Raw genomic sequence first — 14,855 nt, forward strand, 5'->3', positions numbered from 1 at the left:
GCGAAGCAGCGCGGAACCCGGCCGGCCGGTGCGAGGAAGGCCGCCGCGAACAGCGGGATCATCCCTGTTGCGGCCCGTCGCGTCCCGGCGTCGCCCTATGGTCGACCCATGCGGGACAGCGCGGCAGCCGCCCGGACGACGTCGCAGCCGGAGCCGGCCCCGCGCCGGCCGGACGTCCGCTAGGGCCGGGGGATGCCCCGGACCCACCGGCCGTCGCCGGCGCTGGTGTTCAGCCTGACGGTCTCCGCCGGGCTGCTCGCCGCGGTCAGCCTCTGGGCCCGGCACCGGCCGCCCGGCCGCTGGGAACGGGACCTCTTCGCGCTGGTCAACCAGATCCCGGGGCCGGTCGGGCCGGCCCTGGTGCTGGTCATGCAGCTCGGCGCGTACCCGGCGGTGCTGGTGGCGGCGGCCGGGGCGGTCGCGGCCCGGCGGATCGGCCTGGCCCGGGACCTGCTGATCGCCGGCAATCTCGCGTACTGGTCGGCCGTCCTCTGCAAGGCCCTGGTCGCCCGGGAGCGACCGGCCGCGTTCCTGGCCGACGTCCGGTTCCACGACACGGTCACCGGGCGGTTCGGCTACCCCTCTGGGCACGTGTCGGTGGTGACCGCGCTCGCCGTGGTGCTCGCCCCGGCCCTGCCCGCCCGGCCGCGCGGCCTGGTCTGGCTCGCCGTGGCGGCGGTCGGCACCGCCCGGATCTACGTGGGTGCCCACCTGCCGGTCGACGTGCTGGGTGGGTTCCTGGTCGGCTGGCTCGCCGCCAGCCTCACTCGGCTGATCGTCGGGGACGTGGGCCCCGGCGAGTCGGCCGGGCGGCTCCGGCAGGTCCTCCTCGGCCGGGGCGTCGAGGTGGCCGAGCTGACGCCGGTCCCGGGTGACGCGCGCGGCTCCCGGCCCTGGCAGGTCACCACCACCGACGGGCGACGGCTCTTCGTCAAGGTCACCGGTGGCCGCCAGCGGGACGCCGACTGGCTCTACAAGCTCTACCGCCGGCTGCGCTACCGGGACATCGCCGACGAGCCGCCGTACGTGACGGCGAAGCAGAAGAACGAGCACGAGGCGTACCTGCTGCTGCTCGCCGAGCGGGCCGGGGTGCGTACCCCGGCGCTGGTCACCACCGCCGTCGACGCGGTGGGCGACGCGCTGCTGGTCCAGGAGTTCGTGCCCGGGCGGCCGCTCGGCGCGCTGGACGCGGCCGAACTCGGGCCGGACGTCCTCGACGACGTCTGCCGGCAGGTGGCCCGGCTGCACCGGGCCGGCCTGGCCCACCGGGACCTGCGGGCGGCCAACGTGCTGATCACCGACTCCTCGGCCTGGCTGGTCGACCTCGGCTTCGGCACCGAGCCCGCCTCGGCCGACCAGCAGGCCCGCGACCTGGTGGAACTCCTGGTCACACTGGCCGCGCCGGCGGGCGTACGGCCGGCCGTCGACGCCGCGATCCGGCAGCTCGGCGCCGGTCCCGTCGCCGACACGCTGCGCTGGCTGCAACCGGCGCTGCTGTCCCGGGCCGGCCGGGCCCTGGTCGAGGCCCACCCCGGCCTGCTAGCGGACCTGCACGACGAGATCGCCCGCCGGTGCCCCGGCCGGCAGGACCGGCTGGCCCGGGTCGTCCGGATCACCCGTCGGGACGTGTTCCTGCTGGTCATGCTCGGTCTGCTGGTGCACTTCCTGCTGCCGCAGCTCGGCCGGGTGCGGGCCGCGTTGCACGCCATGCTGCACGCCGACCCGCTGGCGGTGGCCGGCGCCCTGCTGGCCTCCGCCGCCACCTACCTGCTGAGCGCGCTGGTGCTGCGGTCGGCCGCCGCCGGCCGGGTGCCGCTCGGCCGGACGGTCGCGGTGCAGGTGGCCGCGTCGTTCGTCAACCGACTCGCCCCGGGCGCCATCGGCGGCGCCGCGCTGAGCGTGCGCTACCTGCGCCAGCAGGGCCTGCCGGTCCCGGCGGCCGCCACCGCCGTCGCGGTGGACCGGGTCTCGGGCATCGTCTCCGTCGGCCTGCTGCTGCCCGTCCTGCTGCCGTTCGTGCGCGGTGCGCGCCGGCACCTGGTGAACGCCGCCACCGGGCGGGGCCGGGTCGTGCTGCTGACCGTGCTGGCGGTGCTCCTGCTCGCCGCCGCGGCGCTGGCCGTACCCCGGCTGCGCGCGCGGGTCGGCGCGGCCCGCCGCCAGGCGACGCAGGCCGTACGCTCGCTGGCCCGCAGCGGACGGATCACCCGGCTGCTGGCCGCGAGCCTGGGGCTCACCCTGGCCTACGGCACCGCGCTCTACCTGTCGCTCGTCGCCGTCGGCCTGCCGGTCGAGCCCGCGCTTCTCGCGCCGGTGCTGCTGGTCTGCATCGTCGGTGAGGGGGTGGCGTCCGCCGCCCCGACCCCGGGCGGGCTGGGCGCCACCGAGGCGGCCCTGGTCTCCGGCCTGCTGCTGTACGGCATCGGGGTGGACACGGCGGTCGCCGGGGTGCTGGTCTACCGACTGGCCACCTTCTGGCTGCCGGTGCTGCCCGGCTACGTGGCGCTACGCGTGCTGGTCCGCCGACACGTCGTCTGAGCGCCGGACGGCTGCGGCGTGGATCCCCCGGCGGCGGGTATGCGCCGCGGCATGGAGGGCCCGGGCCGGATCGTCGTCGTCTCCGCCGACGTCGGGGCCGGCCACGACACGGCGGCCGCCGAGCTGACGCGGCGCCTGCGCGGCCGGGGCTTCGTGGTGGACCGGCTCAACCTGCTGGAGGTGCTGCCGCGCCCGGTGCACTGGGCCTTCCGGGAGACGTACCGGGGCCTGCTGCGGTGGCTGCCGTGGAGTTACGAGCTGCTCTTCGCCGTCACCAGCCGGTCCCGGATGTCCGTTTCGGTGCTGAGGGCGCTGCTCCGTCCGGTCCGTCGTCGGATGTGCCGGGCGATCCCCCCGGACACCCGGGCGGTCGTGACGACCTATCCCTTCGCGAATCAGCTCCTCGGGCCGCTGCGTCGGCAGGGGCGATTGGCCGTCCCGGTCATCACCTACGTGACCGACTTCGTGGTCCACCCCACCTGGCTCTCACCCGGGGTGGACGTCTACTGCGCGCTTCGGCACGCCGAGGTGCAACCCGCCGGCGCGGACGCCGGCATCGACGTCACGGTGGTGCAGCCGCTGGTGTCGCGGGCCTTCTCCGCCGCGTCTGCGACCGGCCGCCGGCAGGCCCGGCAACGCTTCGGCCTCCCACCCCACGGCCGGCTGGCCCTGATCGTGGCCGGCGCCTGGGGCGTCGGCGACGTGGAGAACACGGTGGCGGAGGTGGCCGGCACCGGCTGCGTACGGCCGGTGGTGGTCTGCGGTCGCAACGAGGCGCTGCGCCACCGGCTGCGGCAGAGCTGCGAGCACGTGTTCGGCTGGGTCGACGACATGCCGACGCTGATGCGGGCGGTGGACGTGCTGGTGGAGAACGCCGGCGGGTTGACCTGCCAGGAGGCGCTGGCCTGCGGGGTGCCGGTGGTGACGTACCGGCCGCTGCCCGGCCACGGCCGGGCGAACGCCTCGATCCTGGCCCGGTCCGGGCTCACCCGGTGGGTGCCGACCTCCGCGCAGCTGCGGCCGGCCCTGGACGAGCTGACCGACGGGGATCAGGCGACCGGGAAGACGTCGGCCGGCCCCGCCGGGACGGCGCCCCGGATCGATCCGGCCGGTCTGGTCGCCGACGTCGCGAGCCGGACCGGCCACGCCGGCGCCGCCGACCGGCGACGCCGATCCGTCGTCGACTCGCTCGGCGACGCGGTGGCGGTGGTCGCGGCGCTGCTCCAGGCGCCCGGCGGCACCGGGAGCAAGGGCCGGTGACCCGCGCGTCCCGGCGACGCGCGGGGCTGGTCGCCGGTGCGCTGGCGCTTCCCGCGCTGCACCTGGCGCCGGTCGTCACCGCCCTGCCGGCCGTCCGTGGACGGTGGCTCCCCGGGCTCCGGGGCGCCGGTCCGCCGGACCGGGTGGCGCTGACCTTCGACGACGGTCCGGACCCCGAGTCGACGCCGTGGTTCCTGGAGGTGCTGGCCGAGCACCGGGTCCGCGCCACCTTCTTCCTGCTGGGCGCGATGCTCCAGCGGGCGCCCGCCCTCGGCCGGGAGATCGTCGCCGCTGGTCACGAGGTCGCGCTGCACGGCTGGGAGCACCACAACCTGCTGCTACGCGGGCCGGTGGCCACCGTCCGGGACCTGACCCGGGCGCGGGCGCTGATCGTTGCGGTGACCGGTCGTACGCCCCGGTTCCTGCGCCCACCGTACGGCGTGCTGACCGGTGCCAGCCTGTTCGCCGCGCGCCGGCTGGGGCTGAAGCCGGTGCTCTGGAGCAGCTGGGGACGGGACTGGACCCGCGAGGCCACCGCCGAGTCGGTGCTCGACACCGTACGGGGCGGGCTCTCCGGCGGGGGCACCATCCTGCTGCACGACTCCTCGTGCGCCGCCGCGCCGGGCACCTGGCGGGCCGGGCTCGCCGCGCTGCCCGGCCTGCTGGAGGAGTGCCACCGCCGGGGTTGGACCGTGGGCCCGCTCGCCGAGCACCGGGGGCCGGTGGGCTGACGCCGGCCAGAGCGATGGAGGTCGCCGTGGGCGGCGGAGGCGGTGGCCTCACCCGCCCCCGGCCTGACGGTCACGGTCGCGGGTCGGCGTCCTGACCGGCGGCCCGGGCCCGGTCCGCCTCGGCGTCCGCGGCGCCGACCGGCGTCCCGTCGGAGTCACGGGTGGCGTCGGTCAGGTCGGTCTCCGCCCCGGCGCGGGCCGCGTCGGCGCGGGCGTCGTCGGCCCCGACCACGGGGCCGCCCTCCCGCTCGCCGCTCTCCTCGGTGAGTTCGCCGGCGGCGGCGAGGCCCAGCGGGGCGTACCTGGGATCGGTCATGATCTCCTCCTTCGACGTCCTGCCCTCGGGCTACCCCGGCGGCGGGACACGACACCTGACCGCCGCTCCACCCCCGACGGTGGCGCTCAGTGGGCGGGATCGGGCAGCCGGAGCGGATCGTCGAACGGCTGCGCGCGGACCGGTTCCGGCCTGGGCGGGGCCGACCCGCCGACGGGGGTCGGTTCGGGCACCCGCAGGCCGACGCGGGCGCCGCCACCCGGCGTGGCACCGACGGTGACCCGCCCGCCGAGTGAGCCGGCGACCGCCCGGACGATGGCCAGTCCCAGCCCCGTGCCCGTCGGGGTGCCGTGTCCCGGCCCCCCGGTGAGCAGGTTCGGCACCGACTCCGGCGGGATGCCGGCCCCCGAGTCGACCACCTCCACCGTCCAGCCCGCCGCGTCCCGGCAGCCCACCAGCGCGATCCGGTCACCGGGACCGGTGAACTTCACCGCGTTCTCGATCAGGCAGTCCAGCGCCGCCTCCAGCCGCTCCGGGTCGACCCGGGTCAGCCCGACGGACGACCGCGCCGACCAGCTCCGCTCGGCCGCCGGCGCCCACCGCCGAGCGATTCGGGCGAGCTCGGCGTCGAGGTCGACCGGGCGGACCTGATGCGGCTGCTCCAGCTGCATCAGGGTGACCAGCCGGTGCGCGATCCGGGTCGCCTTGTCCAGCTCGTCGAGGACCACGGCCGTGTCCTCGGTGGTCGACTCGTCGTCGTGGGTGGAACGCAACAGCTCGGTGTAGCCGCGGGCGATGGTGAGCGGAGTTCGCAGCTCGTGCGAGGCGACCCGGACCAGCAGCTCCTGCCGGTGGGCGCGGTCCCGCTCGGCGTCGCCGATCCGCCGCATCTCGCGCAGCAGCAGGTGCCGCCGGTGCACGTGCCAGGCCATCACGATGAAGATCACCGCCATCAGCGGCTCTTCGGTGGTCTCCTCCCACCGGATCTCGCCGACCGCGGCGTGGTGCACCAGGATTGCCCCGGTGCTGGTGGTGACCCCGACCAGCGCCAGCACCATCCAGGACAGCGACCAGTTGGTGAAGCCGTAGACCAGTGAGAGGCTGATCCAGACCAGGTGGAACGGCACCGTCTCCTGGCCGGGCAGCAGCCACATCAGCGCCACGTTGAACGCGGCGAAGTTGATCCAGACCCCGGCGAGCAGCCGGTCAGTCGACTGCGTACGCATAGCCCACGCTGCGGACCGTCTCGATGCGGTCGGCCCGGTCCAGCCGGCCGCGCAGCCGGCGGATGTAGACGTCGACCACGTTGCTCCCCGGGTCGAAGTGCAGCCCCCACACGTCGGCCAGCAGCTCGTCCCGGCTGCACGGCCGCCCGGCCCGGGTCATCAGGTGCTGCAGCAGCAGGAACTCGCGCAGCGGCAGGTCGACGGCGATGCCGTCGACGGTGGCGCGGCGCCGGTGCAGGTCCAGCCGGACCGGTCCGACGTGCAGCCACCGGGCGGCGTCTCCCGGCGGTGCGGCGCGCATCCGGGCGCGCACCCGGGCCAGCAGCTCCGCGACGGCGAACGGCTTGCCCAGGAAGTCCGCCGCGCCCGCCTCCAGCACCGCGACCCGGGTGCTGATCTCCGGCACCGCCGAGAGCACCAGCACCCGCTGCCCCGGCCGCCGATCCAGCAGCTGGTCCAGCACCTGCCGGCCGTCCAGGCCGGGCAGCATCAGGTCCAGCACCACCAGGTCGAAGTCGCGGTGCAGCGCCGCCTCCAGCCCGGCCGTCCCGGTCGCCGCCCGCTCGGTGTGCAGACCGCCGCCCTCCAGGGCCCGGGTGACCAGTCGCCCGATCCGGTCGTCGTCCTCGATCACCAGTACTCGTCCCACCGTGCCCCCACAGCCGTCGGTGACTCTCTGGTGCCCTCCATGAAGCCTGCTTCGTGCTGCTCCCCGCCACCGCCGAACGGGGCGGACTGTTGTCGCCGTTCCGACACGTGGGGCCGCCGGCCGGATGACGGTCGGATGACGGCGCTGTCATAAACGGTCGTCACGGGCCCGGAGCCGCCCATGCTCCTCACACCAGCCCGGCCGTGCCCGTCGCGGCCGTTCTCCGCTGACCGAGGGGGTGAGGGCATGTCGCGCCGTTCCGTCTGGCCGCGCTGGTTCGTGTCCGCCAGTGTCCTGCTGCTCGTCGGGTTCGTCGTACCGCCCGGGCCGGCCGCCGCCGAGCCCACCACCGGCGCTATCACCCTCCAGGTCGTCAGCGCCCGGACGGTGGGCCCGGCGCCGCAGATCCAGCAGGGCGACCCGGTGACCGACTACCGCTGGTTGATCACCGCGGACGACACCGGTGACCCGCACGACGCGCTGGAGCACTGCCTGCCCGCGCGGGCCGGGGTGGCGAGCGCGCCGGACTTCGCCGACCACTGCCGGTGGCCGTCCATCCGCAACACGCCCGGCGCGGTCCCGGTGGTCGCCCAGGGCGACCAGGCGAAGCTCGCCGCCGGTACGGCGCTCGACGGGCTGCCCGCCGGCCGCTACCTGATCTCGGTGACCGCCGACGGCTACAAGATCGACGGCGAGCACCTCACCGTCACCGCCGGGCAGACCACCGCGGTCAGGGTCGGCATGCAGCCGTACCCGCTGCCGCTGGGCACCGTCCGGCTACGGGTCTTCGACGACAGCGTGCCGGTCGACGGGACGTACGAGGTCGGCGCGGAGCGGGGTCTCGCAGGCTTCACCGCCCACCTCTCCGACGTGATGGGCGAGGTCACCGTCGACTACTACGGCAACCCGCTCTGCACGAAGTACAGGCACAGCGCGCCCGACACCACCCACCCGGCCGGGCAGATCGTCTTCGTCGACGGCAAGCCGGTGATCGAGACCGAGTCGACCGGCTGCCGCAGCGACGGAGGAGGCGACATCGTCATCCCCAACCTCGGCCCCGACCGGTACGCCGCCCAGGTCGTCGCCCCCGGCGGGCAGAGCTGGGTGCAGACCACCACCCTGGAGGGCGGCCACGACTGGGACGTCTGGGTGCAGGAGGGGGACACCGGGTACGACACCGAGCAGAGCCTCGGCGGCGAGCCGGTCCCGTACGTCGACTTCGGCTTCGTCTCGCCGAAGGCGCTGACCGGCACGGCCGCCGGGAAGATCACCGGCGCCGTGGTGCAGGCCTACACGTACGTCGGCGGGCAGGGCGGGGTGACGCTGCCGGCCGACGGGGTGGCCGGCGCGAAGATCGCCGGCCCGGTCGCCCGCCCCTGGGTGGCGCTCTCCGACCTCGGCGACGGCGACCGGATGATCTACCTGGACCGGGGCGCGGCCGACGGCTCGTTCACCATCCCGCACGTCCCCGACGGCGACTACCAGCTGACCCTCTGGGACGGGCCGCAGGAGATGCTGCTCGACTCGTTCAACGTCACGGTCAGCGGCGGGAAGACTGTCGACATCGGGGCCAAGCCCCTCGTGGGCTGGTTCACCGAGATCACCGGCACCGTCTTCGTCGACACCAACGGCAACGGCCGGCAGGACCCGGGGGAGAGCGGCGTGCCCCGCTTCCCGATCGTGCTCAAGGAGCGCGACAACTCCCTGATGGACCAGGGCACCAACAGCGTGGTCACCGACAGCGCCGGGCACTACGCCATCAAGGAGGCGTACCCGCTGACCAAGTGGCTGGTGCTGGAGGCGTTCAACACCCGGTACAAGACCACCGGCATCACCTACCAGGCCGCCAACGAGCCGAACCCGACGACGCTGCTCGGCGCGGCGGTCGACGTCGACGTGCTGCCGATCATCGGCCTCACCGGCCGGGTCGACTGGGGGGTGAAGCCGTACCAGGGGGCGGAGAACGGCGGCATCGCCGGCACCGTCACCTACGACACCACCCGCAACGAGCTGGACCCGCAGTACGCGGTCACCGAGCCGTACCAGCCGGGCATCCCCGGCATCGAGGTCCACCTGTACGCGGTGGTCCGGGACGCCAACGGCGACCCGGTCCACGAGGAGGACGGCTCGCTCAGGCGCGGCCCGGAGCTCAACGACGCGTACACCTCGGAGACCTGGGCGCCCGGACGGGGCTGCACCGCCCGGATGTTCGACGGCCAGCCGCTCACCAACCAGCTCGCGCTGCCGGACTTCGGCAGGGACGCCGACCAGATGTGCGTCGAGGCGCCGATGATGGGCTTCCAGGCCGCGCCGACCGACAACGATCCGACCAACTTCGGGCAGACCGTCAACGGCAACTACGCGTTCGCCGACTCCAAGCTGAACCTGATCCCGCCGGGCGACCCGGCCAACCCGGCGCCCGACCACGACCTGCCCCTGTACGCGCCGCTGCCGGACGGGCAGACCCAGCCGCTGGTGCCGGACGATTACCTGGTCAGCGTGGAGAGCCCGACCAACCCGGTCGGCGGCGGGGCGATCTACCAGCCCACCCGGGAGGAGGACGTCAACGTCTTCGACGGCGACGGCTTCCTGCCGCAGGAGAACTTCCCGCCCTCGGCCGAGCAGGCCGGCGACCAGCCGACGCCGCCCGAGCCGCAGCCGGACCCGGGCGAGCCGCCGTCGCAGGGCAACGGCATCAACTCCGCCTGCGCGGGCGCGCTGCACACCGTGCACGTCACCGACCCGGGCTTCGTCGAGGGCGGAGGCAGCCCGTTCGAGGGCCAGCCGCGGCCGCTCTGCGACACCAAGCTGGTGGAGGTCCGCGCCGGCCAGGCCAGCGCGCCCAACTTCAACCTGTTCACCCCGGTGCCGCTGCCCACCCACTTCTGGGGCCTGGTCATCAACGACCTCGGTCTGACGCACGACAAGCGCAGCGCCAACTTCGGCGAGGCCGAGGGCATCCCGGACCTTCCGGTCGGCCTCTACGACTGGGCCGGGCGCCTGGTGGACACCGTGGACACCGACTTCAACGGCATGTACGAGGCGATCGAGCCGTCGACCAGCACGTACAACTGCCCGCTGCCGGCCGGCCCCTGCCCGGGCATGTACCGCTTCGTCGGCAACGACCCTGGCCAGCCCGGACACCTCAACGGCAACTACAACCCGCGCTACCGCACCATCGCCACCAACTTCCAGGCCTGGCCCGGGCTGTACACGGTGACCGACACCGCGCCGACCCAGGTCGCGGCGGTGGGCATCTCGCCCGGCTCCGGGCAGCTCGGCGCGGTGCAGTGCGACCCCGCCGGGGAGACCCCGCAGCTCTTCGCGGTCTCCCGGCCGTTCCTGCGCAGCACCGACACCGACCGCCGGGTCACCATCACCGGCGCCGGGTTCGGCGCTCGCGGCCCGGCCAGCGCGGTCCGGTTCGACTCGGCCGGCACCGACCCGACGGTGACGGTCAACTCCTGGTCCGACCGGAAGATCGAGGTGACCCTCACGGGTGGCTCGGTCGGTCCGGCCGAGGTGAGCGTGACCGCCGGCAACGGCCAGCGGACCGTCAACGGGCTCACCTTCCAGCTGCTCGGCGCCACGTACGGCACCGGCATCGGCGGTGCGGCCAACCCCCGGCTGTTCCAGGTGAAGCCGCCCGCCTGGGCGGTGCGCACCGGGGGGACCACGTACGGCTCCGTCCAGGCGGCACTGGAGGCGGCGGCCACCGCCGGCGGCATCGCGGTCGTCGCGGTCTGGCCGAACACCCCCGGCCCGGACAACCCGTCCGGCGCCTACTACGAGAACGTCGTCCTGCACTCGTCGGTGCGGCTCCAGGGCATCGGCCCCGGCGGCCGGTACCCCGACAACACCGTGGTCGCCGGGTCGGTGCTCGACGGCCGGGGCTTCGGCATCGACAACCCGACCGGGGCCGCCTGGCTGAACCTGGTCGCCTCGATCCCGCACGCCGGCCCCGCCGCCGTGCCGGACGGCGCGGTGGTCACCGTGCTGGCCCGGGCCAACCAGTTCAGCTCGGGCAACGCCGTCGCGGTGGACGGGTTCCGGATCACCGGCGGCAACCAGTCCGACTTCGCTGGCAACATCAACGACGTGACCGGCGGCGTCACCACCCCGTACGGCGCGCCGGGCGCCGTGGTCACCCAGGGCGGCGGCATCTACCTGCACGGCGCCGCCGACTACACCCGGATCACCGACAACGTCATCGCCGCCAACAGCGGCTCGTACGGCGGGGCGGTCCGGGTCGGCACGCCGTACCTGAACACCGGCAACGACCACGTCGCCATCTCCCGTAACCAGATCCGGGACAACGGCGGCACCAACCTGGCCGGCGGGATCGGCATCTTCGCCGGCAGCAACGCCTACTCGGTCGACCACAACGCGATCTGCGGCAACTTCTCCGCCGAGTACGGCGGCGGCGTCAGCCACTACGGACTGTCGTACAACGGGCGGATCGCGAACAACCGGATCTGGCTGAACCAGTCGTACGACGAGGCCGGCGGCATCATGGTCGCCGGGGAGCTGCCGTCCGACCCGACGAAGCTGTCGCCCGGCTCGGGCGCGGTGGACATCGACGCCAACGTGGTCGAGGCGAACCTGGCCAACGACGACGGTGGCGGCATCCGGATGCTCCAGGCCGGCAACGTGCCGATCTCGGTGACCAACAACCTGGTCGCCGACAACATCTCCACCCACGAGGGGGGCGGGGTGGCGCTCGACGACGCGACCGACGTGCGCTTCGTCAACAACACGGTGACCGGCAACATCACCACCGCGACCGCGGCCACGAGCACCGGCCGGGCCGCCCCCGCCGGCCTGTCCACCGCCGCCAACAGCGAACAGCTCCAGGCCACGCTGCCGGACGGGTCGCCCACCTTCAGCAAGCCGAAGTTGTTCAACAACATCTTCTGGGACAACCGGGCCGGTGAGTGGAACGGCGTCTACGTCAGCGGCATCGGCGCCGCCGACGCGCCGGCCGGCGACACCGTACGGCACTGGGACATGGGCTCCGCCGACGGGGTGGGACCGCTGACCCCGACGAACTCGCTGCTCCAGGACACCACCGGCACCACGCTCAGCGGCACCAACCGGGTCGGCCTGGACCCGCAGTTCCGCACCCCCTTCCCGGTGTCGGTGTCGATCCTGACCTCGCGCACCTTCCCGTCGTTCCGGCAGGCGGTGATCGTGCTCCAGCAGGTCCCGCTGACCCGGATGGGCGACTACCACCTGGCCGGGGCCGGCTCGCCGGCCGCCGACCTCGGGGTCGGCTCCCGCACCTACGGCACGTTCACCGTCACCGCCCCGCGGGTCGACATCGACGGCCAGGGGCGCAGCACCACGCACCCGGACGCCGGCGCCGACGAACTGCCCTGACCGCCCGTGGCGGCTGGCCACCCGCCGGCCGCCACCGACCCCGACCTAGGAGGAGATCGTGTCCGATCCCGTACGGCCGAGGAGCATCAGCCGGCGCGCGCTGCTGGCCGGCGCGACCGGTCTGGGCACCTGGGCGGTCCTGCCGGAGCGCGGTTCCGACGCGCAGCTGCGGCGGCCGGCCGCGCTGCTGCCGCGGGCCGTGCCGAACCCCACCGCGACGCTGCACCTGGCGGCCACCGACGGCTGGGTCTCCATGCCGCAGGGCTCTCCGCCGATCAGCCCGTTCTGGCCCGACCCGCTCGCCCCGCCCGACGCCGACCTCTACGTCTTCGGGTTCCGGGACGTCACCGGGCTGTCCGCCACCGAGGTCACCGCCCAGCGCGGGAAGGCGCAGATCAGCGCCCCACTGCTCGGTTTCGACCAGGAGACCGCCATCAAGATCATGCTGACGAACCTCGGCCTGTCGGTCCGCCCGGACCTCACCGACGGGCACACCGTGCACTGGCACGGCTTCCGCAACGCCATCCCGCTCTTCGACGGCGTCCCCGAACTCTCCATCTCCGTGCCGATCGGCCGGGACTTCACCTACTTCTACCGGCCGCACGACGCCGGCACGTACATGTACCACTGCCACTTCGAGGACGTCGAGCACGTCCAGATGGGGATGACCGGCATCGTCTACGTCCGACCCACCCAGAACGCCGGCACCGCCGACGTGGCCCCCGGGAAGTACGCCTACAACGACGGCGACGGCTCCACCCGCTACGACCGGGAGTTCGCCCTCATGCTCACCGAGGTGTGGGCGGAGGCGCACTACCGGGACGCGCACATTCAGACCACCGACTGGACCGACTACAAGCCCTCCTTCTTCGCCTTCAACGGCCGCTGCTACCCGGACACCCTGGTCCCGGGCGGCGACCCGCTCAGCGCGGCCGCCGGGCGGCTGCGCTACCAGCCGATCTCCTCGCTGATCACCGCCAACGCGGGGGAGCGGGTGCTGCTGCGGCTGGCGAACCTCGGCTATCAGAACCACGCGCTCACCGTCGACGGCATCGACCTGCTGGTGGTCGGCAAGGACGCCGCGCTGCTGCGCGGCCGGGACGGCAGCGCCGAGTACCAGGTGACCAACACGGTCGAGATCGGACCGGGCGAGAGCCGGGACGTCATCTTCACCGCGCCGGACGCCGGCACGTACCTGCTCTACGACCGCGACCTGATGTCACTGGCCAACGCCGGCGGCGGACGGGGCGGGCAGTTGACCGAGATCCGCGTCTCGCCGCCCGGCACGCTCGCGCGGCAGACCCGGGCGAACGCCTGAGATGGGGGTAACGATGCTTCGTCTCGACCGCGGCCGGTGGAAGCGACTGAGCGCGGTGCCGCTCGTCGCGGCCATCGTCGTCGTGCTCGTCGTCCCCGGCCCGCAGGGCGCGACCGCCGGCCCGCAGGCCGGCCTGGAGTGCGTCACCTCCGGCGACAACGCCTTCGACCTCACCGCCACCGGCGGGTACGCCGCAATGCCGGACGGCAACACCATCTACATGTGGAGCTACGCCGCGAGCGGCGGCGCGTTCCAGCTCCCCGGCCCGACGCTCTGCGTCGACTCCGGCGTCAAGGTGACCGTCGTCCTGCACAACACCCTGCCGGAGGCCACCTCGATCACCTTCCCCGGCCAGGCGCAGGTGCTCGCCGGCGGGCAGCCGGCCCAGCCGGTGACCGACGACACCGGCACGCTCACCTCGCTGACCACCACCGCGGCGGCCGGCACCGGCTCGGTGACGTACACCTTCACCGCCGGCCCGCCCGGCACCTACCTCTACCAGTCCGGCACCGACATGCAGAAGCAGGTGCAGATGGGTCTGTACGGCGCGCTGGTGGTCCGCCCGCGCGGGCACCCGGACCGGGAGAACGACCGGGCCGACTCGGCGTTCGATCCCGACCACGAGTACCTCTACCTGCTCGGCGAGATCGACCCCGACCTGCACCTGGCGGTCGAGCGGAAGCGGGCGTACGACTTCACCAGGTACAAGGCCCGGTACTTCACCATCAACGGCCGCAGCATGCCGGACACCATCGCGCCGAACCACGCCGACTGGCTCCCCGCCCAGCCGTACGGGGCGCTGATCCACATCCGCCCGTACGACCCGGTGAGCAACGCGAAGCCGGCGCTGATCCGCTACCTCAACGCCGGGTCGGTCAGCTACCCGTTCCACCCGCACGGCAGTGACGAGCAGCTGATCGCCCGGGACGGTCGGCCTTCGCAGGGCCCCGGCGGGCAGGACCTCTCCTTCTCCAACTTCCTCATCGACGTGGCGCCCGGACAGACCGTGGACACGTTGATGATCTGGAAGGACGCCGAGCACTGGGACGCGGACAGCAACCCGATCCCGGTGCCGCTGCCCTCGTTGCAGGACCAGATCGTCGGCCCCGGGCCGGAGACCTGGTTCGCGGAGAACCCGTACCTCGGCGGGGTCCCGGGCGAGCTGCCGCCGGGTGTGGTGCAGAACAACCAGTGCGGCGAGTACTACCACGTCGCGCACAGCCACGCGCTGGAACAGGCCACGAACTACGGGGCGAGCTTCGGCGGCATGATGACGCTGATCCGCATCGACCCGCCCGCCGGGTGCCCGGCATGACATGGCAGGGGAGGGCGACGATGAGACTGTCCCGTACGCCTCGGCTGGTCGCCGGGTTCGCGGCGGCGCTGCTGGCGCTCGGCCCGGCTCCGGCGCGCGCGGCGGCCCCGCACGCGGTCGCGCCGGCCGGCGCGGCCCCGGCCACGTTCGCCGGCCCGCCCGGCC

General features: G+C 74.0%; 9 protein-coding genes. 6 read left to right on the forward strand and 3 right to left on the reverse strand.

Annotated features, from left to right (window positions below; genetic code table 11):
- Positions 1-192: 192 nt before the first annotated feature.
- From DKT69_RS37160 to DKT69_RS37170, 3 genes are read left to right on the forward strand one after another with little or no spacing between them, the layout of a single operon-like run.
- The gene (locus DKT69_RS37160; protein ID WP_109806021.1) at positions 193-2,538 is read left to right on the forward strand and encodes a lysylphosphatidylglycerol synthase domain-containing protein; all 2,346 of its coding nucleotides are present in this window, start codon (positions 193-195) and stop codon (positions 2,536-2,538) included.
- A 51-nt stretch (positions 2,539-2,589) separates the two neighbouring features.
- Positions 2,590-3,798, forward strand: coding sequence for an MGDG synthase family glycosyltransferase (locus DKT69_RS37165; protein ID WP_109806022.1), 1,209 nt, complete (start codon positions 2,590-2,592; stop codon positions 3,796-3,798).
- The gene (locus DKT69_RS37170; protein WP_236648776.1) at positions 3,795-4,529 is read left to right on the forward strand and encodes a polysaccharide deacetylase family protein; all 735 of its coding nucleotides are present in this window, start codon (positions 3,795-3,797) and stop codon (positions 4,527-4,529) included. Before DKT69_RS37165 ends, DKT69_RS37170 begins: the two co-directional genes overlap by 4 nt.
- A 70-nt stretch (positions 4,530-4,599) precedes the next feature.
- On the opposite strand, the gene DKT69_RS37175 is transcribed toward DKT69_RS37170, so the two are convergent.
- The 3 genes from DKT69_RS37175 to DKT69_RS37185 form a co-directional block, all read right to left on the reverse strand.
- Complete coding sequence (locus tag DKT69_RS37175) at positions 4,600-4,845, reverse strand: hypothetical protein (protein WP_109806023.1); 246 nt, start codon at positions 4,843-4,845, stop codon at positions 4,600-4,602.
- An 86-nt stretch (positions 4,846-4,931) separates the two neighbouring features.
- Entirely contained in the window at positions 4,932-6,029 is a 1,098-nt protein-coding gene (locus DKT69_RS37180) for a sensor histidine kinase (RefSeq protein WP_109806024.1), read from the reverse strand.
- Positions 6,010-6,663, reverse strand: coding sequence for a response regulator transcription factor (locus DKT69_RS37185; protein ID WP_236648777.1), 654 nt, complete (start codon positions 6,661-6,663; stop codon positions 6,010-6,012). Before DKT69_RS37185 ends, DKT69_RS37180 begins: the two co-directional genes overlap by 20 nt.
- A gap of 261 nt (positions 6,664-6,924) precedes the next feature.
- On the opposite strand from DKT69_RS37185, the gene DKT69_RS37190 reads away from it, so the two are divergent.
- From DKT69_RS37190 to DKT69_RS37200, 3 genes are read left to right on the forward strand one after another with little or no spacing between them, the layout of a single operon-like run.
- On the forward strand, positions 6,925-12,057 hold the full coding sequence (locus tag DKT69_RS37190) for an IPT/TIG domain-containing protein (protein WP_109806026.1): 5,133 nt from the start codon (positions 6,925-6,927) through the stop codon (positions 12,055-12,057).
- Positions 12,058-12,115: 58 nt separating this feature from the next.
- On the forward strand, positions 12,116-13,375 hold the full coding sequence (locus DKT69_RS37195; RefSeq protein WP_109806027.1) for a multicopper oxidase domain-containing protein: 1,260 nt from the start codon (positions 12,116-12,118) through the stop codon (positions 13,373-13,375).
- A 13-nt stretch (positions 13,376-13,388) separates the two neighbouring features.
- Entirely contained in the window at positions 13,389-14,690 is a 1,302-nt protein-coding gene (locus tag DKT69_RS37200; protein ID WP_161558027.1) for a multicopper oxidase domain-containing protein, read from the forward strand.
- The last annotated feature ends 165 nt before the right edge of the window (positions 14,691-14,855 follow it).

This window comes from Micromonospora sicca (assembly GCF_003172935.1).
Lineage (GTDB): Bacteria > Actinomycetota > Actinomycetes > Mycobacteriales > Micromonosporaceae > Micromonospora > Micromonospora sicca.

Coding starts and splice junctions, on each gene's coding strand:
- DKT69_RS37160 (WP_109806021.1), top strand. CDS start 193: ATGCCCCGGACCCACCGGCCGTCGCCGGCGCTGGTGTTCAGCCTGACG.
- DKT69_RS37190 (WP_109806026.1), top strand. CDS start 6,925: ATGTCGCGCCGTTCCGTCTGGCCGCGCTGGTTCGTGTCCGCCAGTGTC.
- DKT69_RS37200 (WP_161558027.1), top strand. CDS start 13,389: ATGCTTCGTCTCGACCGCGGCCGGTGGAAGCGACTGAGCGCGGTGCCG.
- DKT69_RS37175 (WP_109806023.1), bottom strand. CDS start 4,845: ATGACCGATCCCAGGTACGCCCCGCTGGGCCTCGCCGCCGCCGGCGAA.
- DKT69_RS37180 (WP_109806024.1), bottom strand. CDS start 6,029: ATGCGTACGCAGTCGACTGACCGGCTGCTCGCCGGGGTCTGGATCAAC.
- DKT69_RS37165 (WP_109806022.1), top strand. CDS start 2,590: ATGGAGGGCCCGGGCCGGATCGTCGTCGTCTCCGCCGACGTCGGGGCC.